The sequence below is a fragment of the Agreia sp. PsM10 genome (genome assembly GCF_030433855.1).
GTDB lineage: Bacteria > Actinomycetota > Actinomycetes > Actinomycetales > Microbacteriaceae > Agreia.
This window is the reverse complement of sequence record NZ_JARUXC010000003.1, coordinates 52,407-75,011: the sequence shown is the minus strand read 5'-3', so window position 1 is coordinate 75,011 and position 22,605 is coordinate 52,407. Positions and strand designations below refer to the sequence as shown.

General features: G+C 68.1%; 24 protein-coding genes. 9 read left to right on the top strand and 15 right to left on the bottom strand.

Going from position 1 to position 22,605, the window contains the following annotated elements; translation table 11 throughout:
* Positions 1-3: 3 nt before the first annotated feature.
* The 5 genes from QCD70_RS04375 to QCD70_RS04355 all read right to left on the bottom strand — a co-directional run bounded on the left by QCD70_RS04375 (position 4) and on the right by QCD70_RS04355 (position 6,133).
* Positions 4-2,883, bottom strand: coding sequence for a helix-turn-helix transcriptional regulator (locus QCD70_RS04375; protein WP_301213965.1), 2,880 nt, complete (start codon positions 2,881-2,883; stop codon positions 4-6).
* Positions 2,884-2,936: 53 nt separating this feature from the next.
* Positions 2,937-3,143 (bottom strand): hypothetical protein, encoded by a 207-nt coding sequence (locus QCD70_RS04370; RefSeq protein ID WP_301213964.1) that lies wholly within the window; start codon positions 3,141-3,143, stop codon positions 2,937-2,939.
* Positions 3,144-3,243: 100 nt separating this feature from the next.
* Complete coding sequence (locus tag QCD70_RS04365) at positions 3,244-4,899, bottom strand: cellulase family glycosylhydrolase (protein ID WP_301213963.1); 1,656 nt, start codon at positions 4,897-4,899, stop codon at positions 3,244-3,246.
* Positions 4,896-5,201 (bottom strand): ArsR/SmtB family transcription factor, encoded by a 306-nt coding sequence (locus tag QCD70_RS04360; RefSeq protein WP_301213962.1) that lies wholly within the window; start codon positions 5,199-5,201, stop codon positions 4,896-4,898. Before QCD70_RS04360 ends, QCD70_RS04365 begins: the two co-directional genes overlap by 4 nt.
* A gap of 74 nt (positions 5,202-5,275) precedes the next feature.
* Positions 5,276-6,133, bottom strand: coding sequence for a hypothetical protein (locus QCD70_RS04355; protein ID WP_301213961.1), 858 nt, complete (start codon positions 6,131-6,133; stop codon positions 5,276-5,278).
* Positions 6,134-6,461: 328 nt separating this feature from the next.
* Here QCD70_RS04355 and QCD70_RS04350 point away from each other — a divergent pair, with 328 nt between their 5' ends.
* Positions 6,462-6,638 (top strand): hypothetical protein, encoded by a 177-nt coding sequence (locus QCD70_RS04350; RefSeq protein WP_301213960.1) that lies wholly within the window; start codon positions 6,462-6,464, stop codon positions 6,636-6,638.
* Between the two features lies 1 nt (position 6,639).
* On the opposite strand, the gene QCD70_RS04345 is transcribed toward QCD70_RS04350, so the two are convergent.
* Positions 6,640-7,083, bottom strand: coding sequence for a hypothetical protein (locus tag QCD70_RS04345; protein ID WP_301213959.1), 444 nt, complete (start codon positions 7,081-7,083; stop codon positions 6,640-6,642).
* A 98-nt stretch (positions 7,084-7,181) separates the two neighbouring features.
* Here QCD70_RS04345 and QCD70_RS04340 point away from each other — a divergent pair, with 98 nt between their 5' ends.
* On the top strand, positions 7,182-8,234 hold the full coding sequence (locus QCD70_RS04340; protein WP_301213958.1) for an ATP-dependent DNA ligase: 1,053 nt from the start codon (positions 7,182-7,184) through the stop codon (positions 8,232-8,234).
* Here the strand turns inward: QCD70_RS04340 and QCD70_RS04335 are convergent.
* The 5 genes from QCD70_RS04335 to QCD70_RS04315 all read right to left on the bottom strand — a co-directional run bounded on the left by QCD70_RS04335 (position 8,207) and on the right by QCD70_RS04315 (position 14,289).
* Positions 8,207-9,841 carry a M20/M25/M40 family metallo-hydrolase gene (locus QCD70_RS04335; protein ID WP_301213957.1) on the bottom strand — a complete coding sequence of 545 codons (1,635 nt, stop codon included), beginning with the start codon at positions 9,839-9,841 and terminating at the stop codon, positions 8,207-8,209. The two genes, QCD70_RS04340 and QCD70_RS04335, sit on opposite strands and share 28 nt — an antisense overlap.
* 142 nt (positions 9,842-9,983) lie before the next feature.
* Positions 9,984-11,006: a non-homologous end-joining DNA ligase gene (ligD, locus tag QCD70_RS04330; RefSeq protein WP_301213956.1), complete on the bottom strand. Its 1,023-nt coding sequence runs from the start codon at positions 11,004-11,006 to the stop codon at positions 9,984-9,986.
* A 70-nt stretch (positions 11,007-11,076) separates the two neighbouring features.
* Positions 11,077-11,979 (bottom strand): glycine betaine ABC transporter substrate-binding protein, encoded by a 903-nt coding sequence (locus QCD70_RS04325; protein ID WP_301213955.1) that lies wholly within the window; start codon positions 11,977-11,979, stop codon positions 11,077-11,079.
* 70 nt (positions 11,980-12,049) lie between these two features.
* On the bottom strand, positions 12,050-12,994 hold the full coding sequence (locus QCD70_RS04320) for an ABC transporter permease (RefSeq protein WP_301213954.1): 945 nt from the start codon (positions 12,992-12,994) through the stop codon (positions 12,050-12,052).
* The gene (locus QCD70_RS04315) at positions 12,991-14,289 is read right to left on the bottom strand and encodes a quaternary amine ABC transporter ATP-binding protein (RefSeq protein WP_441004918.1); all 1,299 of its coding nucleotides are present in this window, start codon (positions 14,287-14,289) and stop codon (positions 12,991-12,993) included. Before QCD70_RS04315 ends, QCD70_RS04320 begins: the two co-directional genes overlap by 4 nt.
* A gap of 154 nt (positions 14,290-14,443) precedes the next feature.
* Here QCD70_RS04315 and QCD70_RS04310 point away from each other — a divergent pair, with 154 nt between their 5' ends.
* The 3 genes from QCD70_RS04310 (at position 14,444) to QCD70_RS04300 (ending at position 15,958) form a co-directional block, all read left to right on the top strand.
* Positions 14,444-14,629, top strand: coding sequence for a hypothetical protein (locus tag QCD70_RS04310; protein ID WP_301213952.1), 186 nt, complete (start codon positions 14,444-14,446; stop codon positions 14,627-14,629).
* Positions 14,630-14,634: 5 nt separating this feature from the next.
* Entirely contained in the window at positions 14,635-14,889 is a 255-nt protein-coding gene (locus tag QCD70_RS04305; protein ID WP_301213951.1) for a DUF4190 domain-containing protein, read from the top strand.
* 70 nt (positions 14,890-14,959) lie between these two features.
* A complete protein-coding gene (locus QCD70_RS04300; protein WP_301213950.1) occupies positions 14,960-15,958 on the top strand; it encodes an LLM class flavin-dependent oxidoreductase in 999 nt (332 codons plus the stop codon).
* Between the two features lie 9 nt (positions 15,959-15,967).
* On the opposite strand, the gene QCD70_RS04295 is transcribed toward QCD70_RS04300, so the two are convergent.
* Positions 15,968-16,663, bottom strand: a complete 696-nt coding sequence (locus tag QCD70_RS04295) for a hypothetical protein (protein ID WP_301213949.1) — start codon at positions 16,661-16,663, stop codon at positions 15,968-15,970.
* A 29-nt stretch (positions 16,664-16,692) separates the two neighbouring features.
* On the opposite strand from QCD70_RS04295, the gene QCD70_RS04290 reads away from it, so the two are divergent.
* Positions 16,693-17,049 carry an MmcQ/YjbR family DNA-binding protein gene (locus tag QCD70_RS04290; protein WP_301213948.1) on the top strand — a complete coding sequence of 119 codons (357 nt, stop codon included), beginning with the start codon at positions 16,693-16,695 and terminating at the stop codon, positions 17,047-17,049.
* Positions 17,050-17,083: 34 nt separating this feature from the next.
* Positions 17,084-18,901 carry a DEAD/DEAH box helicase gene (locus QCD70_RS04285; protein WP_301213947.1) on the top strand — a complete coding sequence of 606 codons (1,818 nt, stop codon included), beginning with the start codon at positions 17,084-17,086 and terminating at the stop codon, positions 18,899-18,901.
* 28 nt (positions 18,902-18,929) lie between these two features.
* Here QCD70_RS04285 and QCD70_RS04280 read toward each other — a convergent pair whose 3' ends face one another.
* Both QCD70_RS04280 and QCD70_RS04275 read right to left on the bottom strand, forming a co-directional pair.
* Positions 18,930-19,322, bottom strand: coding sequence for a PPOX class F420-dependent oxidoreductase (locus tag QCD70_RS04280; protein WP_055949911.1), 393 nt, complete (start codon positions 19,320-19,322; stop codon positions 18,930-18,932).
* A complete protein-coding gene (locus QCD70_RS04275; RefSeq protein WP_301213946.1) occupies positions 19,319-20,230 on the bottom strand; it encodes a DMT family transporter in 912 nt (303 codons plus the stop codon). Before QCD70_RS04275 ends, QCD70_RS04280 begins: the two co-directional genes overlap by 4 nt.
* A 39-nt stretch (positions 20,231-20,269) precedes the next feature.
* Here QCD70_RS04275 and QCD70_RS04270 point away from each other — a divergent pair, with 39 nt between their 5' ends.
* Complete coding sequence (locus QCD70_RS04270) at positions 20,270-20,782, top strand: MarR family winged helix-turn-helix transcriptional regulator (protein WP_301213945.1); 513 nt, start codon at positions 20,270-20,272, stop codon at positions 20,780-20,782.
* Positions 20,783-20,850: 68 nt separating this feature from the next.
* The gene (locus QCD70_RS04265; RefSeq protein WP_301213944.1) at positions 20,851-21,894 is read left to right on the top strand and encodes an NAD(P)-dependent alcohol dehydrogenase; all 1,044 of its coding nucleotides are present in this window, start codon (positions 20,851-20,853) and stop codon (positions 21,892-21,894) included.
* Positions 21,895-21,978: 84 nt separating this feature from the next.
* Here QCD70_RS04265 and QCD70_RS04260 read toward each other — a convergent pair whose 3' ends face one another.
* Positions 21,979-22,548 carry an ECF transporter S component gene (locus tag QCD70_RS04260; RefSeq protein ID WP_301213943.1) on the bottom strand — a complete coding sequence of 190 codons (570 nt, stop codon included), beginning with the start codon at positions 22,546-22,548 and terminating at the stop codon, positions 21,979-21,981.
* Between the last annotated feature and the right edge of the window lie 57 nt (positions 22,549-22,605).

The following is a 22,605-nucleotide window of genomic DNA, read 5'->3' as shown; positions in this document are numbered from 1 at the left end:
CGGTCAGCCGTCGTGGGATCGATCGAGGAAGACGGCCTCGGTTCGGCTCGTGGCCCCGAGCTTGCGCAGGATGTTCGATACGTGCACGCTGGCGGTCTTCGCACTGATGAAGAGTCGCTCGGAGATCTGCCTGTTGCTGAGCCCTTCCGCGATCAGATCGAGCACCTGGCGTTCTCGCGCGGTCAGCCCTGCGGCCGAATCGGCCGCGCCCGTCGCACTGTCTCGGGATGCCGGGCGGCCGAGTCGACGTTCGAGAGAGGCGAGGCGCAGGAGCACGAATCCGCTCGATGTGTCATCGGCTCGGCTACGGGCCTCTGCGATGACCTGCAGTGCAGACTGCTGGTCGGCCTGACGGGCGAGCGCCTCGGCAAGACGCGCCAGCGCGTAGGGCTCGAGATGGCTCGGCACCTGGGAGGAGGAGACGGACTCCGCCGCCCGCCGCCACGCAGCGATCGAGTCCTCGATCTCGGCCTTGACGACCGAAGCGTACTGAGGGGCCGTCGGCCACTCGGACAGGCGGGAAAGAACGTCATCGAAGCGCCGGTGGATCATGACGCCATCGTCGTCCGGCAGCCGCCCCTCGACCGACGTGAACGCCCGTGCAGCGACCGCGAGGAGCGGGAGGTCGAGGGCGGCGAAGTCGAGGTGGCCATCGTCGAGCACCGTGCGACAACGCTGCCACGCCTCTCTCGCACGCCCCCTCTCGAGCAGCACTTCGCCGGCGATCGCCGCCCACGTGCGTTCAAGGCGTGCGTCGATGCGGGACTGCTGCTCGAGGCCGGGAGCCCATTCCTCGAGGAGCGTCTCGGCGACAAGGACGTCTCCGTGCAGCACGAGCGACCTCAGTTTCAGCAGACGGACGTCGGAGCTGAATCCGATCGGCGCGTCGAGCTCGAGCGATCGGTCGAGCAGCTCGTCGGCCTCCACCACACGACCGAGCGAGAGAAGGGGGCCGATGGTGTTCGACGCGAACATGATCCCGCTGGTGCGCTCGACCCCTCGAGCGGTGGCCCGAGCCGCCCCGGTGCGAGCGACCTCGATCGCCGGGTCGAATCGTCCGAGCATCGCGAGGGCATCGGAGTAGTTGACGCAGAACCGCATCATGGCCGAGTCGTCGTCTTCGGCGAGCTCGCCGGCGAGCTCGAGGTCGGCGAGGCCGCTGTCGACACCCCCGACGCTGAGGGTCGACATGCCCCGGATGTTCGCCGCGACCGACATGCGCGCCCTCGATCCCACGGACTCGGCCTCCGCGTAGGCGGAGTCGGCGACGGGGATCGCGTCGGAGAACCGTGCGGCGAGCATAAGACGGGCGGCCAGCTCGCCGAGAACGTTGGCCCGGAGCACGCTGCGGGGCTGCCCCTCGAGCACCACGAGGGCACGCCGCAGAAGCTCGATCGATCCTTCGCGTCCGATGTTCGCCAGGAACGACGCCTTGTCGCGGAGCATCCGCGCGAAGAACGACGAGTCGTCGGTCGACGACGAAGAGATCGCCTCATCGATGAGCGAGATGGCCCGATCGCTTCTGCCCGCGTTGCGCAGGATATAGGCCGTCTGCGCCATCAGCTGCGGAAGAGTCCGACCCGCCACTGTCTCTGCGTCGGGCACATGCTGCCACAGGTCGATCGCCCGCTCCCCCATGCTCGCGGCGATAGCGAACGCGTACGACCCGCGGGCGGCATCCATCGCCGCGAGAGCGGACACGAACGCCTGGGGAAGATCATGCGCGGCCATCCAGTGGTACGCGATCTCGGAGGCGTCGGTGTGGGAGCGCGCGCGGGACGCCAGTTCTTCGGCGTACCTCGAGTGATACCTCATGCGCTCGCCCGGAAGCAGCTGCTCGTGCACGGCGTCTCGCACCAGGGCGTGACGGAACCGATAGGAGGTGCCGTCGACCACGAGGATGTGCGCCCGCACCGCGTCGCGCAGAGCGGCCTCGAGCGGTTCCTCATCGATCGACGACACCGCGACGAGGAGTTCGTGTTCGACGCCCAGGCCGCCGGAGGCGAGAAGGCGGAGCACCTGCTGCGTCTCGTCGCGGACGGTGTCGTAGCGGGCGAGCAGAATGTCTCGGAGGGTATCGGGCAGCCGATCGGCATCGTGCGTCTGCTGCCACGACAGCAGTTCCTCGATGAAGAAGGGAATGCCGTCGGAGCGCTCGTACAGGAGCGCGAAGTCGACCGACGTGCGCCTGTCGACCGACAGCTGCCGCACGAGAACCCGGGCCTGCCGGCGGGTGAGCCTCGTCAATTCGAGGCGCTCGACCGCCCTGCTGCGGTCGAGCTCGGGCAGCCAGGCGCGCAGCGCGGAGCGGGCGCTGGCGTCTTCCGTGCGGAAGGTCAGAAGCATCAGGACCCGGCTGCGGGGGTCGAGCCGGGCGAGGAACCGGAGAAGTTCGAGGGTGGCCGGATCGGCCCACTGCACGTCCTCGACGATCATCACCACGGGGGTCTGGCGGGACACCATGCCGAGGAGCGCTGCGACGCTGTCGAACAGGCGGGCCGCTCCACCGCTGGCCGAAGGCAACCGCTCCGCCTGAGCAGTCAGCTCCGGAAGGAGCAGCGCCAGCGAGTCGAATGCCGAGCCGGATGCCTGCCGGATCTCCTCGGCTCCGAGTTCGGCGACCAGACCGCGCAGCACCGAGACGATCGGACCGTACGGCGGCGCATCGCGGTCGAGGTCGACGCACTGGCCCCGAACGACACGCACGGCGGGCGGCGCGGCGGCACTGAACTCGTCGACGAGGCGCGACTTTCCTATGCCAGCCTCGCCGCTCAGCACGACGATGCGGAATGCTCCGGAGAGCACATCGTCGAGCGCGCGTCCGAGCGCCTCGAGCTCGATCTCCCTGCCGACGATGTCGGCCCGGACTGCGCTGGTGGTCACCGTCCTATGGTGCCAGTCCGCCGCGTCTGCCGGGCGAGCATCGACCGTGGACCTCAGGAGTGCGATCCGGCCCGGCGCGCGATGTGCCGCGGGGCCCGCTCGATCCGCGCACCGACCCACGCGGCCACCCGCTGCAGGGGTCGGCGCGACTCGCGCGGATGGGCGCGCTCGAGCGAGATGCGCCGGGCTTCGAGCTCTTTCTCCATGCGGGCCTCTGCCTCGCGGTAGAGGCGGTAGTACGAATAGTCGCTGATATTCACGGTGATGCTCCTCATCGATCGGAATCTCTCTATGACTCGAGATTCCTCTCTAAGGAGGGGTGTGGGCATCGGGCGAATTGCCTATCTTCGCGACGCTGCCCTACGAGCTCCGCACGTCGACGGCGATGGGCAGGGGCGGGGCGCCATGGGCCCTGACCTGTACGCCGACACGAACGTCAGCACCGGCACCGACGGGCACCGCCCAGTCGACGCCGGAGCAGGTCACGCGGCCGTCGCTGACGTCGCACGACATGCCCCAGGCATTCTCGACGCCGGTCGCCGACGGATCGCTCCAGCTGATCGTCCACGCGCCCGCCGTCGTCGACGAACGGAGCACCACCTCGGCCACATAGCCGTCGGCCCACTCGCTCTGCACCGTCAGGTCGGCGGTCATCACGTCTGAGCCCGATCCATGCAGCGGCTTCAGGGGCGTGGGCGCCGGGGTGGTGGAAGGAGACGGCGTGGTGATGGGAGACGGCGTCGGTCTCGGTGTCGGCGGGCTCGAGGGCAGCGACGAGGCATTCGGCAGGAGAGGCGCCAGAGCGGCGAGCTTGGCTGCCTGCGGTGTCACCCAGTCGTCCTGCACGAGGCCGCCCGTGTCTCCGCTGTTCGGATTGAACGACCAGTACGAGAAGCTCAGATCGTTGGAGTCGATGTAGTCGACCAGCTCGGCGAGCCAGTCGGAGTCGGACGCCGTCTCGAGCTTCGTGCCGAACTCACCGACGAGAACGGGGGCGATTCCGCGCTGCGCGATGTATCCCCAGTTCGTCGTCCAGACCGTGCCGAGGTTCGCCGGATAGCCGGCGGCATCGAACCACGTCTGCCGGAAGACGCTCGCCGGATAGTCGTGCGGCGAGTACACGACGCGATCGCCGACATCCAGAATCACGGGCGCCCCGGCGACGTCGGCCAGCCCGCCGCCCCACCAGGTACTCGAGCCGTCGGAGGATGTCTCGACGCCCTCGACGACGATGAGCAGGCCGGGATTGACCGCGAGAACGGCATTGCCCGCCCGGGTGGCTGCAGCCTGCCAGTCGGTGGCGGGGTCGCCGCAGCCCCAGCAGGCGGCACCGTGCGGCTCGTTGTGCAGGTCGACCGCGATCACGCTCGGAACGTCGAGATAGCGTTCGGCCAGACTCGTCCAGTCGTCGATCCAGCGCTGCTCGCTGTACTGCGGCGTGTACCAGAGCGCGGACTGCGACCCGGAGTCGGGCCGGTGCCTGTCGAGCATCACCGCGAGGCCGTGATCTGCCGCGCTCTCGACGACGCGATCCATGAGCTCGAGCGGCGTGAGCCCCACGAGATCGGGGTTGAGCTGCTCGTTGATCGACGTCGCCGTCGTCGCGGCGAGGCACTCGCTGGAGAACGGAAGCCTGACGGTGTTGAAGCCCATGGCCGCGATCTGCGCCATGCCGGCGTCGAGGGAGATCGACCAGAGTCCGTGCGGGGCGCAGTTCGCGGTCTCCATGCCGAACCAGGCCACGGCGCGGATCACCACGACGTCGCCCGCGCTGTCGATGATGTCCGAGCCGTCGGTGCGCATCGGGGCGGTGATCACATCGTCTCCTGTCTCGGAGGGCACGGCCGTCTCCGACGTCTGCGCCGGCTCGACGATGGTGCCCGACGGCAGCTCGAGCGCGGTCGCGGTGGAGCCGAACGGCGCGGCGAGCACGACGAGCAACGAGAGAATGCAGCCCAGCGAGGCGACACGCAAACGCACGGTCCGGGAACGCGCGCTGCGGGAACGCATCGTCATGGAGCATCCGGGGTTCGCTGCGACCAGGCCTCGGCGATCTCACCGAGATGCCGGGATGCCTCGCTCAGCACATCGGGGCGGGCCGAGTAGCGCAGCTCCCGCCCCACCCGCTTCGACGAGACCAGGCCGGCGGCATCGAGTGCCGCGAGGTGCTTGGCGATGGCCTGCCTGCTGACGGGAACCGACTCGGCCAGGGCGGAGGCTGACAGCTCAGCGCCCGCGACCCGCCCGAGGATCTGCCACCGGGTCGCCTCGCCGAGTGCCGAGCAGACCTGCCGGAGATGTTCGAGATCGTGCGCCATTCGGGGCTCCTTCGACGTGGGCGGCGGGTGGTGCCGCAAGTCTAAGGCAACCTACGGGTTGCGATGCGCGGAAATCAGTACCAGTTCACGGACTGGGAGTGCGACCAGGCGGCGCAGGGGGTGCCGTAGCCGCGCTTGATGTAGTCGAGTCCCCAGATCACCTGAGTGGTCGCATTCGTCTCCCAGTCGGAACCGGCCGAGGCCATCTTGCTTCCCGGGAGCGCCTGCGGAATTCCGGCCGCACCGCTGGATGCGTTCTCGGCCTGGTAGTTCCAGCCCGACTCCTTCTGCCAGAGGGAGACCAGGCACGAGAACTGGTCGTCGCCCCAGCCGTACTTCGAGGCCCCGAGGGCCTGGGCCGTGGCCTTCGCGCCGGCGACGGTGTTGCCGGCCGCCAGCGCCTCGGCGGCTGCAGCCTCCGCGGCGGCCGCGGCATCGGCGGCAGCCTGATCCGCTTCGCTCGCCGCGGCCTGAACGCTGGCCTTCGCATCGGAGGCCTGCTTCACCAGCGACAGAACGGTATCCCTGTCGAGCGACTGGTACGCGGCGAGCGAGGCCACCGTCGTAGAGAGCGGGGTCGTGTCGACCTTGTCCTGCACGGCCGCGATCACCTGGTTCGCGTCGTCGATGGTGCTCTTCGCCTTCTCGTTCGCCTGGGCCTTCGCAATGACCTCGTAGACGCCCAGCTGATCGCGTTCCAGGCCTGTTCCGCTCGAGAGCTGGGCCGTCGCCGCCACCCTCTCCTGCTCCGCCGAGTTCGCCTGCACGACGAACCCCGTGCCGACCAGCGTTCCCGCGACGGCCACGATGGCAGTTGCAGCGAGATATCTCTTGCGGGCGGTTCTGCGGCGGACGTTCGCCAGCTCGCGTCGGGTGGCAGCGGATCGGGTTGCCGCGGTCGGGGTGGAGGCGGTGTCTGAAGCGTGGTGCATGTCGTCCAATGGATCTTCGACCGGCATGCCGAATGCGGGCGCGGCCGTGCCAGGGCGCTCGCTTTCCCCGTGGTGCTCTGTCTGTCCGGAGGGGACGAGACCGTGTGACGCAACCGGGTAAGCGGGGCGAGGTCTCGTGGCGTGACGAATCGGTGTCGGGTGCGCCCGGGCGATGTTCTCTGCTCGCGGGCGAAGCGGCAAGTATGCGCAGTACTCCTGAGATTTCACGGTTAAACCCCTGTGCACTCCGTGCACAGCCGGGTGAACTCGGCCTGTCGCACACGAGCCCGCCGTGTCATCCTGATCATGCAGACGAAGGAGAACATCGATGTCACACGACGAATCCGCAGCACGCCCCGGCAAAGGCGACGAGTACCCCGACGCGGCCGGGTACCCCGACGGCACGGGAACTCTCGACGAGGGCACGGCCGACGCATCCGTCACCACGGAGGGCGCCGAGATCGAGGACTTCGCGCTGTCCGACGAGGAAGACCTCGAGAACTAGCTCAGTCGCCGGGCGGCAGCGCCTCGTGGTGGCGCCTGCCCCGGGTGCGCCGATCCTCTTTCATCTCCGCCTCGAAGAGGTGACGGCGCCCTCCGGCGAGTTCGGACCGAGCTGACGCCTCGGCGTCGCGGAATGCCGTGTAGTACCCGTCGTCGTAGTCTTCGACGATCTGGAATGTCCAGCGGCCCTCGATGACGTTGCGCCCGACCAGCTCGGCCTCGATGCGGGAGGCCATCTCGTCGTGCCCGGCGCCCCTGAGCAGCTCGACGGCCTTACCCAGCGCGAGGTCGCCCATTCCTGTCAGGCGGTGAAAAGCGTACAGCTCACCGCGGGCCTGCTCCACGATCTCGAGTGCCTCCGAGAGCTTTCCCAACGCCTCGACCGTCGCATCGTCCAAGCGTTCCGGGCGCCGGTGCGCCGCGTCCGGTCCATCATGTTCCGTCATGGCCCCATGCTAGACAGGCGCGGAGATCCGCTCAGGGGGTTGCTGTCGGCGCCGACAAGGGGGTTGGCGTTGCGACGCCGACGGAGCAGGATCGGCTCATGTCATATTCTTCTGCACCCGGCCCCGCGCCCATGCTGGCGAAGTCCGTTCCCGAGCTTCCCGACCAGGACAGCGTCGCCGGCGGGCTCGGCTACGAGCCCAAGTGGGACGGCTTCCGCGGAATCGTCTCGTACGACGGCGAGTCGGTCGAGATCACGAGCCGCGGGTCGAAGCCGCTCACCCGATATTTTCCCGAGCTGGTGGATGCCTTCCTCTCACAGCTCGAGGTGCCGTGCGTCATCGACGGGGAGATCGTGCTGCGGCGCGGCGCCCCGGGCGGTGAACGCCTCGACTGGGACGCGCTCTCGCAACGGATCCACCCGGCCGCCAGTCGCATCCAGACCCTGTCGCGCGAGACACCGGTGAGTTTCGTCGCCTTCGATCTGCTGGAGAGAGACGGTGACTCGCTGATGGAGCAGCCGTTCTCCGAGCGGCGGAGTGCGCTGGTGGATCTGCTCGGCTCGGCCGTCGCGCCCCTTCACCTGAGCCGGCTGACGCAGGATGCCGACACCGCCAGGCGCTGGCTCGTCGAGTTCGAGGGCGCCGGGCTCGACGGAGTGGTCGCCAAGCCGTTGGCCGCCCCGTACTCCCCCGGCAAACGCGTGATGCTCAAGGTGAAGCACCATCGTTCCGCCGACGTGGTCGTCATCGGTTACCGGGTGCACGCGAGCGGCAAGGGCGTCGGTTCTCTGCTTCTCGGCCTCTACGACGACTCGGGCGAGCTGCGAAGCGTGGGCGGCGCCTCGACGTTCACCGCAGCACGACGGCTCGAGCTCGTCTCCGAGCTCGAGCCCGCCGTGATGCGCGACTCCGACGGGGCGGTCGTCACAGGCGAGGGCGAGCGAAGCCGCTTCTCCTCGGGCAAGGACGTGTCATTCGTGCGGTTGGAGCCCACCATCGTCGCCGAGGTGCGCTACGACCAGATGGAGGGATCGCGGTTCCGGCACACGGTGCAGTTCGACCGCTGGCGGCCCGACCGCGACGCCCGCTCGTGCACGTTCGACCAGCTCGAGATTCCCGTCGCCTACGACTTCGGAGCCGTGCTCGAGTAGCGACGACGGGCGCGGAGCCCGACCATCGTGGCCCCGACGAGCAGGGTGAGCGACGAGACCGCGAGCAGCGGAACCGCGTCGGCCGATCCCGTGGCAGCGAGAGCGGGCTGCGGTGCGGCGGGAGCCGGCGCCGCCGGAGCCGCCTCGACCGGCGTCGGCGCGGCCACCCCGTTGATCAGCACGGTGTCGTTCGCGAGCGACGCCGTGGCGAACGCGATGGCCCTCGACATGATGCCGAGTGCCTCCTCGTTGATGTTCGCGAGGTTGTCGCCGGCCTGGTGGTAGTTCTGGTCGTGGGTCTCGCCGACGACGCCGCCGAACAGGGCCGCCTCCTCCTCCGTCTTCACATCGTCGGCCCCGGTGAACAGTCCGGAGGCCGGAATGTCGTTGTCGATGAACGCCTGGTAATCGCTGCGTCCGTCGAACGACGTACCCACGAACGGCTGGCCGATCGACGTGAAGTAGTTCTCGAACACGTCCTCCGTCTCGATCGACCCGGCGGGGATGTCGACGTCGGCAGGGACGCTCGACTCGTCGGCGTCGTATGTTCCGATGATGTAGTTCGGAGAACCGACCATGTCGAAGTTGAGGTAGGTGGCGATGCGGTCGAGGGCTGCGGGGTCGTTCTCCACCAGGTCCTCCACGTAGTGGGTGGACCCGACGAGGCCGAGCTCCTCGGCACCCCACCAGGCGAAGCGCACCTTGTTGTTCAGCTCGCCTTGCTCGGCGAGTTGCACCGCGACCTCCAGCAGGGTCGCGGAACCGCTTCCGTTGTCGTTGATGCCCGGTCCCTCCGGCACGCTGTCGAGGTGCGAACCGAGCATCACGACGTTGTCGGCACGCCCGGTCGGCGTCTCGGCGATCACGTTGAAGGTCGTCACCGGCCCGGTCGATTCGTCGAGGGCAACGGAGATCGAGACGGCACCCGCACCGATGGCCGTGACGAGAGCGGCGCCCCGGTCGGCCTCGATGCCGAACGTGGGCACCGTGCCCGGCGTGACTTCGCCGAGCGTGCCGTTGAGCGGACCCGCCTCCGAGTTGTAGACGATGAGGGCGCTCGCACCCGCATCGGCCGCAGCGATCGACTTCTCGGTGAACGAGCAGACTCCGCGGCTCACGACGGCGATGCGGTTCGCGGCGTCGATGCCGTCCCACTCCCCGCTGCAGCCCGTGCTGACGGCCGGCAGAATCGCGTCGAGGGTGATCGGCTCGGTTCCGGGCGTGTAGGTCATGGGGATGGCCTGCTCGGGCGTGAGCGTCTCGCCGCCGATGGCGACCGCCTGCGACACGATGGTCTGCACCGTCACCGTGAAGTATTGCCGCGAGGTCGTGTAGCCCGCCTCCGCGAGCACGCTCTCGACGTACTGGCCGCTCGCCTCGTACCCGGGTGTTCCCGCGGCCCTGTTGCCGTCGTTGCCCGGCGCATCCGCGATGGCCTGCAGGTCGGCGAGCCGCGCCATGATCGCGTCGACGGTGACGGTATCGGCGAATGCGTCCTGGTCCACGGCCGATGCGGATGTCGCGCCACCCCAGACCATGGCCCCCGCGAGAGCGGTGGCGCCGATCGCGGCGAAGGCGGAACGTGAACGTCGTTGTTTCTTCTGCAAGGGTCCCCCTGATGATGTGGCCCGCGGCTGCGGGCCGGTTGCGCCAGCCTAGGGAGACAGCAACGTGCCCCCAATAGGGGGTGTCGGACCGTTACTCATTCTTTACACCGGTGAAACACGGCGGATGCCGGCCGCCGACGAATCAGGACGGCTTCTTCGCCCGACTCGGCTGCACCCGCGGCGGCTCGCCCGGCATCTTCGGGTAGTCCGGGGGGAAGGGAAGCTCGCCGAGGCCGTTCTCCAGATCTCGAGCCCACCATTCGAGGAGCACGTCGATCGAGGCGGGCTTCTCGCCCATGGCGGCCCAGGGATCGCCCGTGGTCGACAGGCGCTCGGGAACGGTGAGGATGGTGAACTCCGCCGGGTCGGCGCGATCGAGCTCGCTCCACTCGATCGGGCACGACACGGGAGCGTGGGCGAGCGCTCGCGGACTGTACGCTCCGGCCATCGTGCGGTCGCGGTTGGCCTGGTTGTAGTCGACGAAGATGCGCTCGCCGCGCTCCTCCTTCCACCAGTGCGTGGTGACGGCATCCGGCATCCGGCGTTCGAGTTCGCGGGCCGCGGCGATCACCGCGTGCCTGACCTCGAGGAACTCCCACTCCGGCCGTATGGGTGCGAAGACGTGCAGCCCGCGGTTTCCCGAGGTCTTGATGAAGGCATCCAACCCGGCCTCGCCGAGCACCGCGCGCAGCTCGACGGCCACGGGCTTGGCGTCGTCGAAATCGGTGCCGGGCTGCGGGTCGAGGTCGATGCGCAGCTGATCGGGGTAGTCGCTGCGCTCCGCTCGCGACGCCCACGGGTGGAACACGATGGTGTTCATCTGGGCGGCCCAGACGGCGGCGGCCGGTTCGTCGAGCACGAGCTGCGGATGCGTTCGGCCGCTCGGGTAGACGACCATCTCGCTGCGCACGTAGTCGGGAGTCCCCTTCGGCGGGTTCTTCGAGAAGAACTGCTCGCCGTCGATGCCCCCGGAGAATCTCTGCAGCGACACCGGACGGTCTCCGTTGGCCTCGATGAACGGCCCGCCCACCGCCACGAGATACCGGGCGAGGTCGAGCTTCGTGATGCCCGCCTCGGGCCACAGGACTCGCGACGGAGAAGAGATGCGAACCTCCCGATCGCCGTGGGGCCCGGGAACCGTGATGTGTGCCGCTTCGCTCGCCATAGGGGCAGGCTACCCGCGCGTGAGGGGCGGCGTCACTCCCCCGACGCCGCCCCGAGATCTCGCGCCCCTCTTATTCGGCGGTCAGCGAGTCCACGTAGTCGCGGTTCTCCGAGATCCACTTCTCGACGACGGGGCCGAAGTCCTGGCCGTCGTAGTCGACGAACATGGCCTTCTCGAGCGAGTACAGCTGCTCGAGGTCCATCTCGTAGTCGCCGATCCACTCGGCGGCCTGCGGGAAGTCCTTCTCGAAGTCGGTCTTGGCGAAGGCGTGCAGGCTCTCGACGGAGTCGAGCGTTCCCTCGGGGTCTTCGAGGTTCTTGATCGGCAGGTCGGTGTAGGCCCAGTGCGGCTCCCAGAGGGTCACGACGATGTTCTCGCCCGCGTCGGTGGCGCTCGTGAGCTCGGTCAGCATGGCCGCGGTCGACGACGTGACGTACTCCATGTCTTCGAGGCCGTAACCCGGAATGACCCGATCGGTCGTCGCCTTCGTCAGGCCGGCGCCCGGTTCGATGCCGACGATGCGGTTGTCGAAGAGGTCGGCATTGTCGGCGAGCTCGGCGAGCGAATCGATGGGGGCGTCCTCGTTCACGGCGATGGTGAGCTTCGACTCCTCGTTCCAGGCGCCGATGTCGACGATGTCGTCGCCGTACTCGTCGAGGTACGACGCGTGGGTGTCGGGCAGCCAGACGTCGAGCGTGAGGTCGTAGTCGCCGGTCGAGAGGCCGGAGAAGACGGGTGCGACGTCGGCGTACTCGAGTTCGACGTCGTATCCCTTCTCGTCGAGGATCGCCTTCCAGAGTTCGGACGCGGCGATGCCCTCGTCCCAGCCGTTGAACACGGCGAGGCTCAGCTTCTTCTGGTCGGTGTTGCCGTCTCCGACGACCTCGGCCTCCGTGGCGGCGCAGCCGCCGAACGCGAGCACGCCCGCGGTCGAGAGGGCGAGCAGAGACATGATGCGAGTGCTGTTCTTCATGGGTGTTCCTGTTCTGGGCGACCGGATGGGCCACCCGTCGGGTGAGAAAAGATCTGCGAGCCGCCGCCGGTCAGACGAGGGCGGGGTCTGCGCGCTCCGGCTCCGGCACCGCGTGACGCTCCGGTGCCACAGGGGCGGCCGACGAGCGGCGGCGCAGGATGCGGGCGCCGAGCATCCTGCCCAGCACGGTCTCGCCGGTGCCGAGGGCGGCGGTCAGACGGTCGAGGTAGATCGCGAGGATCACGACCGACAGGCCGGCCTCGAATCCGAGAGCCACGTCGATGCGGTTCAGGCTGGCGACCACCTGCGCACCGAGTCCCCCGGCGCCGACCATGCCGGCGATGACGACCATCGAGAGCGACAGCATGATCACCTGGTTCACACCGGCCATGATCGTGGGGCGCGCCAGCGGCAGCTGGATCTGCCGGAGGATCCGCCAGCGGGACGCGCCGAAGGCCTGTCCTGCCTCGACGATCTCGGTGTCGACCCCCCGGATGCCCAGTTCGGTCAACCTGACCCCGGGAGCCAGGGCGAAGATGACCGTCGCCACGATTCCGGGAACGACGCCGACGCGGAAGAGGATGAGCGCCGGAATGAGATACACGAAGGCGGGCATCGTCTGCATGAAGTCCAGCACGGGGCGGATGATCCGCGACGCGACCGACGACGTTGCCGCCCAGATCCCGAGAGGGATGCTCACCAGCACCGCCAGCACGCTCGCGACCAGCACGAGCGCCAGGGTGTCCATGGCGTTCTCCCACTGGTCGACGCTCACGATGACGAAGAGGCCCACGGCCGTGCCGAGCGCGAACTTCCATCCTCGAGCGAGATAGCCGAGAACCGCGGCGATCACGATCACCACCCAGAAGGGCGGTGACGCGAGCAGCAGGTCGACCACGTCGTAGGCGGCCAGGAAGATGGCGCGGATGACGTCGAAGACGCCGCCGAAGGTATCGGTGACGAAGGAGATGAAACCGGCGACCCAGGTTCCGAGGTCGAGACGGAAGTCGGTCATCGCACGACCCCTTCCGTCGTCGACTCGCGGAGGGTCTCGGTGATGACCTCGAGCGTGAGCGTCGTGGGCGGCAGCTGCACCGGAACATCCGCCGTGTTCGTCGACACGTTGCCGAGCGCCGCGAGCAGCGTGACCCGGGGAATGACACCGAGGAGTCGACCGTCGTCACCGACCACCGCGATCGGCAGGTCGCTGCCGACCGACGGCTCGACGAGGTCGACGAGGTGCGCGTCGGAGGGGACGATGGTGGCCTCGTGCCGGAGGATGGCCTCGAGGTCGTTCTGGTTCGATTTCACCTGACGGAGCACGTCGCGGTCGCGGACGACGCCGGCCAGGGTGCGGTCGCGTCGGGTCACGAACACCGCGGAGGTCTGCAGGTCCCGCATGATGCGCAGCGCGGCGCGGGGGCCGGCCGAGAGCGGAAGCACGGCACGGGCCTGCTCCATCACGCTGGCGGCGGTGAGCACGCGGGCGCGGTCGACATCCTGCACGAACTGGGCGACGTAGTCGTTCGCCGGGTCGGTGAGGATCTCCTCGGGGGTGCCGATCTGCACGATGCGTCCGTCGCGCATCACAGCGATCCTGTCTCCGAGGAACATGGCCTCGTTGAGATCGTGCGTGATGAACACGATGGTCTTTCCGAGTTTCTGCTGCAGCTCGATGAGCTGCTCCTGCATCTCCCGGCGGATCAGCGGGTCGAGGGCCGAGAACGCCTCGTCCATCAGCAGCACATCGGTGTCGGCGGCGAGGGCGCGGGCGAGGCCGACGCGCTGCTGCATTCCGCCGGACAGCTCGCCCGGAAGCGAATCGGCCCAGCCGTCGAGCCCGACCGTGGTGACCATGTCGCGGGCCCGTCGCATCCGCTCGGCCTTGCCTACGCCCTGGATCTCGAGGCCGTAGGCGATGTTGTCGAGGACGGAGCGATGCGGCAGCAGTGCGAAGTGCTGGAAGACCATGGAGACCCGCTGGCGGCGGATCTCGCGAAGCCTGGCCCTGGGCACGCCCGTGATCGGGGACCCGCCGATCGTCACGCTGCCGCCGGTCGCGTCGAGCAGCCCGTTCAGCATGCGGATGAGCGTCGACTTGCCCGAGCCGGACAGGCCCATGACCACGAAGATCTCACCGGGTTGCACGTCGAAGGATGCGTCGATCACCGCGGCCGTGCCGAGTGCGGACACCTCCGCCCTCGAGCTGCCGGAGCGGAGCCGGTCGACGATGTCGGATGGTCGGCGGCCGAACGCCTTGTAGAGGTTTTCGGCCTTCAATGCCGGGATAGTCGATGTCACGTGAAGAATCTCCGTCACGTCCGGCGGCTCTTAAATGCGGTCGCCAGAGGTGTTCTGTGCTCGCAGACGGGTTGCCGTAACCGCTCTCGACGCTGGAATGCAGCGCGGGCAGAAGCCATCATGAGAGCGCTTCGTCACGGCTTCACCGTACGAACCCGCGGCAATGCCTGCGGACGCGCGTCTTGGGGTGATGGGTCAATTGACCGGGGTCAACGGTAACAGCTATCCGACGCATGTCGATCCGAAAACGTCCCTCGAACGGGGGTATGGGCTGACCTGCGCCGGTGCGATCGGCGCGCTGGAGGCGATCGGCGGCGATGCCGATTCGTTACCAATCGGGGTAACGTGACGCGCATGGATGCCTATACGGAGAACCCGCGCACCAACGTTCTGTCGATCGTGAGCCTGGTCACGAGCATCCTCGGCCTGGCCGTGGTGCCGATCATTCTCGGCCACATCTCGCTCGCGCAGATCAGAAGAACCGGCGAGCAGGGTCGGGTCATGGCGGTCATCGGCCTCGTCATCGGATACCTCAGCCTTCTCGGCTACCTCATCGTCATCGCCATCGCGGTCGCCGTGTTCGCCAGTCGTGGAATGTCCGGGAGCTGAGAGTCGTTGAGGAGGTGAACGGCGCTCTCCGCATTCGCCGTCCGCACTCCGATACGAAAGCTGCCACTCCATGTCGATTCCGCTGTCCATCCTCGACCTCGCTCCCATCGCCCCCGGCCAGACGGCCCGCGAGAGCTTCGAAGGCAGCGTCGCGCTGGCGCAGGCGGCCGAGAGGTCCGGCTATCGGCGGGTCTGGTATGCCGAGCATCACAACATGCCCACCATCGCCTCGTCGGCGACGAGCGTTCTGATCGGCTACGTGGCCGCTCACACCTCGTCGATCCGTCTCGGCTCGGGCGGCGTGATGCTGCCCAACCACTCGCCGCTCACCATCGCCGAGCAGTTCGGCACCCTCGAGACGCTCTTCCCGGGCCGCATCGACCTGGGCCTCGGCCGTGCTCCCGGAAGCGACCAGAACACGATGCGGGCGCTTCGTCGCGACCCGATGTCGGCCGACTCCTTCCCCCAGGACGTGGTGGAGCTGCAGGGCTTCCTCAGCGGAGACTCCCGCATCCCCGGCGTGCAGGCGGTGCCCAGGGCCGGCGGCATCGTGCCCCTCTACATCCTCGGCTCGTCGCTGTTCGGCGCCCAGCTCGCCGCGCAGCTCGGCCTGCCCTACGCGTTCGCGTCGCATTTCGCACCGGATGCGCTGCACGAGGCCGTGGCCGCATACCGCGGCGGGTTCCGGCCCTCGGCGCAGCTGGCGGAGCCCCACGTCATCGCGGGCGTGAACGTGGTCGCATCCGACGACCACGACGATGCGGTGGAGCAGGCCGCCACGACCCGACGGGCCCGCGTGCGCGGCATGATCTCGCGCGGTCCGGCCACTCCCGACTACAGCGATGCGCAGATCGACGAGTTCCTCACCACGCCGAACGGTCGCCAGATCGCCTCGATGATGACCTACTCCGCGGTCGGCACCCCGACAGAGGTGCGCGACTACCTCGACGACTTCGCCCGCCACGCGCAGGCCGACGAGCTGATCCTGGCCCACCAGTCCCCCGAGCTGCCCGCGCGCCTTCGTTCGGTCGAGCTCACGGCCGAGGCGATGGCGTCGGTCTCGGTCTAGCCCTCGGGGTCACCAGGTTCCCGGCGGCGACTCGATGATCGGCACCGGCGTGTACGACCAGTGGGCACCGTTGGCGTAGTGGCTCGTCGCCCACGGCGACGCCCAGATGGCCTGCTCGATCTGCGCCGTCGGAGCCGACGACGAGAATCCTGCGACGATGCCCGCATAGCCGGGGTTGCTGTGCAGCGCCTCCGCCGCGTTCTCGGCGGCGATCACCAGCGTGTCATAGCTTCCCAGCCCGCTGTTGCCGCCGGACCCCCAGCCGTTGTTGAGCGGGTTGTTGCGGTTCCACCAGTTGTCGGGGCCGTTCTCCTGTCGCATCCATCGCAGCATCACCGTGACGTTGTCGTCGGTGCGCGGAAAGTCGCCGAGGAGCAGCACGAGTTCTGCCCAGTCACGGTTCGTGCTTCCGGCCGCCAGCCCCTGAACGCCGGCGACGGTTGCGAACGAATCGCGGGCGACGGATGCCTGCGTGACGCCCGCCGGCAGGTCCAGCACCTGTTCGTCGGCCTGGCCGGCCAACGTGGAGTTCGCTAGAGCCGGCTCATCCTGCGGCATCGAGGGCGCAGGTGCGATGGCGGTGAGGGCGGCCAGCGCCAGCACAGCCGCTCCTGCGGTGAGACCCAGGATGCGCCGCGCGAGTCGCGCGCGACGGGAGACCGGCCTGGCGACCGGCCTCGACGGGGGCAGGTGATAGCTGTTCATGGGCAGTAGGCCAACTGTACGCTCGGATCATGGCAGAGCTGTTCTCGAGAGACGACGTCTTCGCGGTCTGCGACGCCCTGCCGGCCACGCGGAACGAGAACCCCTTCGGCCCCGAGACGAGCGTGCACAAGGTTGTCGGCAAGGTCTTCGCCATCATGAACCTCGACGGAGAGCCCGTGACGGTCACTCTGAAGGCCGATCCTCCTCATGCGGAGGCCCTGGTCAGGGACTACCCGTGGATCACGCCCGGCTACCACATGAACAAGCGTCACTGGGTGACGGTGACAATCGGTCCCGACGCGGATCCGCAGCTCATCACCGACCTGATCGTCAACTCCTACGAGCGGGTCGTCGAGGGCCTGCCGAGAGCCAGACGCCCCACCTGACGCCCGCCTCCGCGGTGTGGACTACCGTTGAGGGATGGCATCCTCTACAATTTCCGGCCCGACCGAGGCCGACGCCGCTCAGGCCGAGCAGACATTCTCCGATCTTGGCCTCGATGACGCAGTGCTCAAAGCGCTGAAAGACGTGGGCTATGAGACCCCGTCCGCGATCCAGGCGGCAACGATCCCCCTCCTTCTCGACGGCCGCGACGTCGTCGGCCTCGCCCAGACGGGCACGGGCAAGACGGCCGCATTCGCCCTCCCGATCCTCTCCCGCCTCGACCTCTCGCAGAAGACGCCGCAGGCGCTCGTGCTCGCTCCGACCCGCGAACTCGCCCTCCAGGTCTGCGAGGCGTTCGAGAAGTACGCCTCCCACCTGCGCGGCGTGCATGTGCTTCCGGTCTACGGCGGCCAGGGCTACGGCGTTCAGCTCTCGGCCCTGCGCCGCGGCGTGCACATCGTTGTCGGCACTCCCGGACGCATCATGGACCACCTCGAGAAGGGCACGCTCGACCTCTCGCAGCTGAAGTACCTGGTGCTCGATGAGGCAGACGAGATGCTCAAGATGGGCTTCGCCGAAGACGTCGAGACGATCCTCGCCGACACCCCCGACGACAAGCAGGTGGCACTGTTCTCGGCCACGATGCCGTCGCAGATCCGACGCATCTCGGCCAAGTACCTTCACGATCCCGAAGAGATCACGGTCAAGAACAAGACCACCACCTCGGTCAACACGACCCAGCGCTACCTCATCGTGTCGTATCCGCAGAAGGTCGACGCGCTGACCCGCATCCTCGAGACCGAGAACTTCGAAGGCATGATCGTCTTCACCCGCACCAAGAACGAGACCGAGACGCTGGCCGAGAAGCTGCGTGCGCGCGGATACTCCGCTGCAGCGATCAACGGCGACATCGTGCAGGCCCAGCGCGAACGCACGGTCAACCAGCTCAAGTCGGGCAAGCTCGACATCCTCGTCGCCACCGACGTCGCCGCGCGCGGTCTCGACGTGGAGCGCATCAGCCACGTCGTCAACTTCGACATCCCCATCGACACCGAGTCGTACGTGCACCGCATCGGCCGCACCGGTCGAGCCGGCCGCACGGGCGACGCGATCAGCTTCGTCACGCCGCGCGAGCGACGCATGCTGACCGCGATCGAGAAGGCGACCAGGCAGCCGCTGACCGAGATGAAGCTGCCGAGCGTCGACGACGTGAACGCCACGCGACTCACCCGCTTCGACGACGCGATCACCGCGGCCCTCAGCCAGCCGGAGCAGATCCAGCAGTTCCGCGACATCGTCGGCCACTATGTGGAGCATCACGATGTGCCGGAGGGCGATGTCGCCGCGGCGCTCGCTGTCGTCGCCCAGGGCGACACTCCCCTGCTGCTCGATCCGGAACCCGTGCGCACGCCGCGGTTCGAACGCGACTCCCGCGAGCGACCCGAACGGTCGGACCGCCCGGACCGGTTCCGCGACGACCGTCCGGCCCGCGGCGAACGCGGCAGCCACGGAGACAAGTGGGAGCGCCCCGACCGGGGCGACCGACCCGACCGTGCGCCCCGCAGCTCGGGACCGAAGACCACCTACCGCATCGCGGTCGGCAAGCGCCAGAAGGTCGAACCGCGCCAGATCGTCGGTGCCATCGCCAACGAGGGCGGTCTGAATCGGGGCGACTTCGGCGCCATCCAGATCCGACCCGACTTCTCGCTGGTCGAACTGCCGTCCGATCTGTCGGGCGAGGTGCTCGACCGCCTGCAGAACACGCGCATCAGCGGAAAGCTCATCGAACTGAAGCCCGATCGTGCGGGCAACTCGGCCAAGCGTGAGGATCGCCCCCGCTACGGTCGCGACTGACCCGCGCCGAACGGCGCCGCGCGGTCGGCTACTGCTTCGTGCTCTTCTCGATGCTCATCACGAGAACGACACGATCAGCGGAGTCGGGCGGCGGCGTCTGTTCGGCGTTGCCGTAACGCTTTCCGAGCACGACGTAGAACGCCCCGGTGGGGTCGGGCTCGACGGCGATGAGTCGCCCTCGCACCTCGAGGTAGCGGAACGGATTCTCCGGGTCGATCACGGAGAGGCTCATCGACGGATTGTGCTGCAGGTTTCTGAACTTGGCCCTCTTCGTCGTGTGCGTGAAGCGCAGGGTGTCGCCGTCGCGCAGGAACCACATGGGGTTCACCTGCACGGTGTCATCGGGGCGGATCGTTCCCAGGTGGCCGTAGTTGGCGTTCTCGAGCAGCTCGGCGTAGTCGGCGGGGATGATGTCTGTCATACCCTCATCCAAGCACGCAGGCGCACGAGTGCACGAGAGATTCCCGGCTGGCCGAGCACCACCGCGGCGAGCACGATGAGCACGCCGAGCAGCTGCCGTGCGGTCAGGAGCTCGCCCGCGACGAGGGTTCCGAGGAGCACACCCGTGACCGGGTTCAGCAGGCCGATCAGTCCGACCGTTCCCGCACCGAGATGGCGCAGCCCCGTGAACCAGGCCACGAAGGCCACGGCCGTTCCGACGATGCTGATGTATCCATACGCGAGCCAGGTCGTGGCATCCATCGCCGGGGGCGCGCCCTCGACCGCGACGGCGATCGGCGCCAGGATCAGGCCGGCGGCGACGAGCTGCCACGCGGTCAGCGAGACGGCGTCAATGCCGGCGCTCCATCTCTGGGCGAGCACGTAGCCGAGAGACGACATCGCGAGGGCCGCGACGGATGCGGCAACGCCGGCCGGGTCGACGGCGCGCGTGCCGGCCAGAAGCAGCAGGGCGACACCCAGGATGCCGACGGCCGCCGCGAGCATCTGCGCCACGCGCGGTCTCGCGCCGAGGAGAGCCCAGGCGAACAGCATCATCACCACGGGAGCGGCGGCCATGACGGTCGACGCGACGCTGGTGGGCAGCAGCTGGGCGGCCAGGTAGACCAGCACGAAGAAGGCTCCCATGTTCAACGTGCCGAGAACGACCGCCTTCCACCACCACGATCCGTGAGGGCGACGGCGCACGATCGCCAGCAGCAGAAGCCCCGCCGGGAGCGCCCTGATCAGTGCGCCGTACAGCGGATATCCCTCCGGCAGGTACTCCCGGGTGACGAAGTAGGTCGTACCCCAGGCGGCCGGCGCCACCGCGGTGACCAGCGCCCAGATGACGGGCCGGCGAATCGTGCGTCCGCTCGATATAGCTTCCATGGAAACCATTATATCTTCCGTGGAAGGTAATATGACGGTATGCCAGAAGATCAGCAGTCCAGCGAGCCCGACCACGTGGCCCGAATCCAGCAGGAGTGGGAGCGCGAGAGGCCCGATGTCGATGTGCGGCCACAGGGCGTCATCGGCAGGCTGCACCGCGTGGGCATGCATCTGACCGATTCCATCGTCGAGGTGTACGCGCGTCACGGACTCGGAGAGGGCGAGTTCGATGTGCTCGCCGCCCTGCGTCGGGCAGGCCATCCATTCGAACGCGTGCCGGGCGAACTGGCCGCGCACACCATGGTGACCACGGGCGCCATCACGAAACGGGTCGACAGGCTCGAACGCGCCGGTCTCGTGGCGCGCCGCGTGAGCGAGAGGGACGGGCGCTCGCGCGTCGTGGGGCTCACCGAAGAGGGTCGACGCCTGATCGACGAGGTGTTCACCGAGCACATGGACAACGAGCGCGAACTGCTCGACGGACTCACGCGCGACCAGGTCGACCAGCTCGAATCGCTCCTCACGACGTGGCTGGCCCGCTTCGAGGCCTGAATGGGCGGACCCGTATCACAGTCCGCGCTCCCGGCCGATGCACGGGCATCACGCGAGATAATCTCTCTATGCCTACAGTGAACGCGTTCGCCGCGACCTCAGCCACCGAACCCCTCTCCCGAACCACCATCGAACGCCGAGACGTCGGCGCCAAAGACGTTTTGATCGAGATCGCCTACTCGGGCATCTGCCACTCCGACATCCACACGGTGCGCGGCGAGTGGGGTGACATCGCCTACCCCCAGGTCGTCGGACACGAGATCGTGGGAACCGTCACCGAGGTGGGCTCCGAGGTGACGCTGCACTCGGTGGGCGACCGCGTCGGCGTCGGCTGCATGGTCAACTCGTGCCGCGAGTGCGAGAACTGCCTCGCCGGCGAGGAGCAGTACTGCCTGAAGGGCAACACCGGCACCTACGCCTCGGTCGACCGCGACGGCACCATCACGCAGGGCGGATACTCGACCCACGTCGTCGTCGTCGAGGACTTCGTGCTCCGCGTGCCGGAGTCCATCCCCTTCGAGAAGGCCGCCCCGCTGCTGTGCGCCGGCATCACCACCTACTCGCCCCTCGCCCACTGGAAGGTCGGTCCGGGATCGAAGGTCGCGGTCGTCGGCATGGGCGGGCTGGGACACATGGCCGTGAAGATCGCACACGCCATGGGCGCCGAGGTCACGGTGCTCTCGCAGAGCCTCAGCAAGCAGGAGGATGGGCTGCGCCTCGGCGCCGACCACTACTACGCCACGAGCGACCCGGCCACGTTCGAGAAGCTCGCGAACACGTTCGACCTGATCGTCAACTCTGTGAGCGCCAAGATCGACATCAACGCGTACCTGTCGCTGCTCCGACTCGACGGCACTCTCGTGAGTGTGGGCGCGCCGCCCGAGCCCCTGCCCGTGCAGGTCTTCAGCCTGTTCGGCAACCGCCGCTCGTTTGCAGGCTCGGGCATCGGCAGCATCCGCGAGACCCAGGAGATGCTCGACTTCTGCGCCGAGCACGGCATCGCGCCCGAGACCGAGCTCGTGTCGGCCGACTACATCAACGAGGCCTACGAGCGGGTGCTCGCCTCAGACGTGCGCTACCGCTTCGTGATCGACGTGGCGACGCTGGCCTGATCGACAACGGCTCGGCCAGCACCTGATTCGACGCCCATCCCCGCAGCAGGGGGTGGGCGTCGAGTCATGTCCGGCGAAGCCCGCCTAGGCAGCCTGGGACTCGACCGGCCGAGGTCGGCGTCGGGCCGCAGCGCCGACTCCCGCGCGGCGCAGAGCCGCGGCGATGGCGATGCCGATGGCGGTGGCCGCAAGGCAGCTCGCGAGCGTCAGCGCGAAGAAGACGATCTGCAGACCGAGCGGGTAGGTGTCGAGGGCGAACGACTGGCGGGCCAGGATCGGGTAGGCGATGCCCACGACGACAGCCCCCGCGTAGTGCTGCCAGATGCTCCAGAAGCGATAGCCGACCACGAGGAACCCGATCTCGGCGAAGAACGCCCACCAGACGTTCGTGGCGACCGTCGTGAATCCGTAGCCGGAGAAGGGCGCGAGCACGAGGCCCGAGATGATCCCCACAAGAAGACCGGCGCCCGGGCGCTGAATGAGGCGCAGCGCGATGATCGCCGGAAGCAGCCACAGACCGGCGATGGCGATCGAGAAGAAGGGCACGGTCGCGTACAGCGCGGTCGAGAGCCAGTTCGCTGGCGCGAGCAGCAGACCTCCCGCGACGCCCAGCACGGCGCACGTCAGCAGGTAGGCGGTGGATGCTCTCTTCATCTCATGACTCTCTTCAGCGATACGGACAGGACGACAGTGGGTTAGGCAACCCTAACC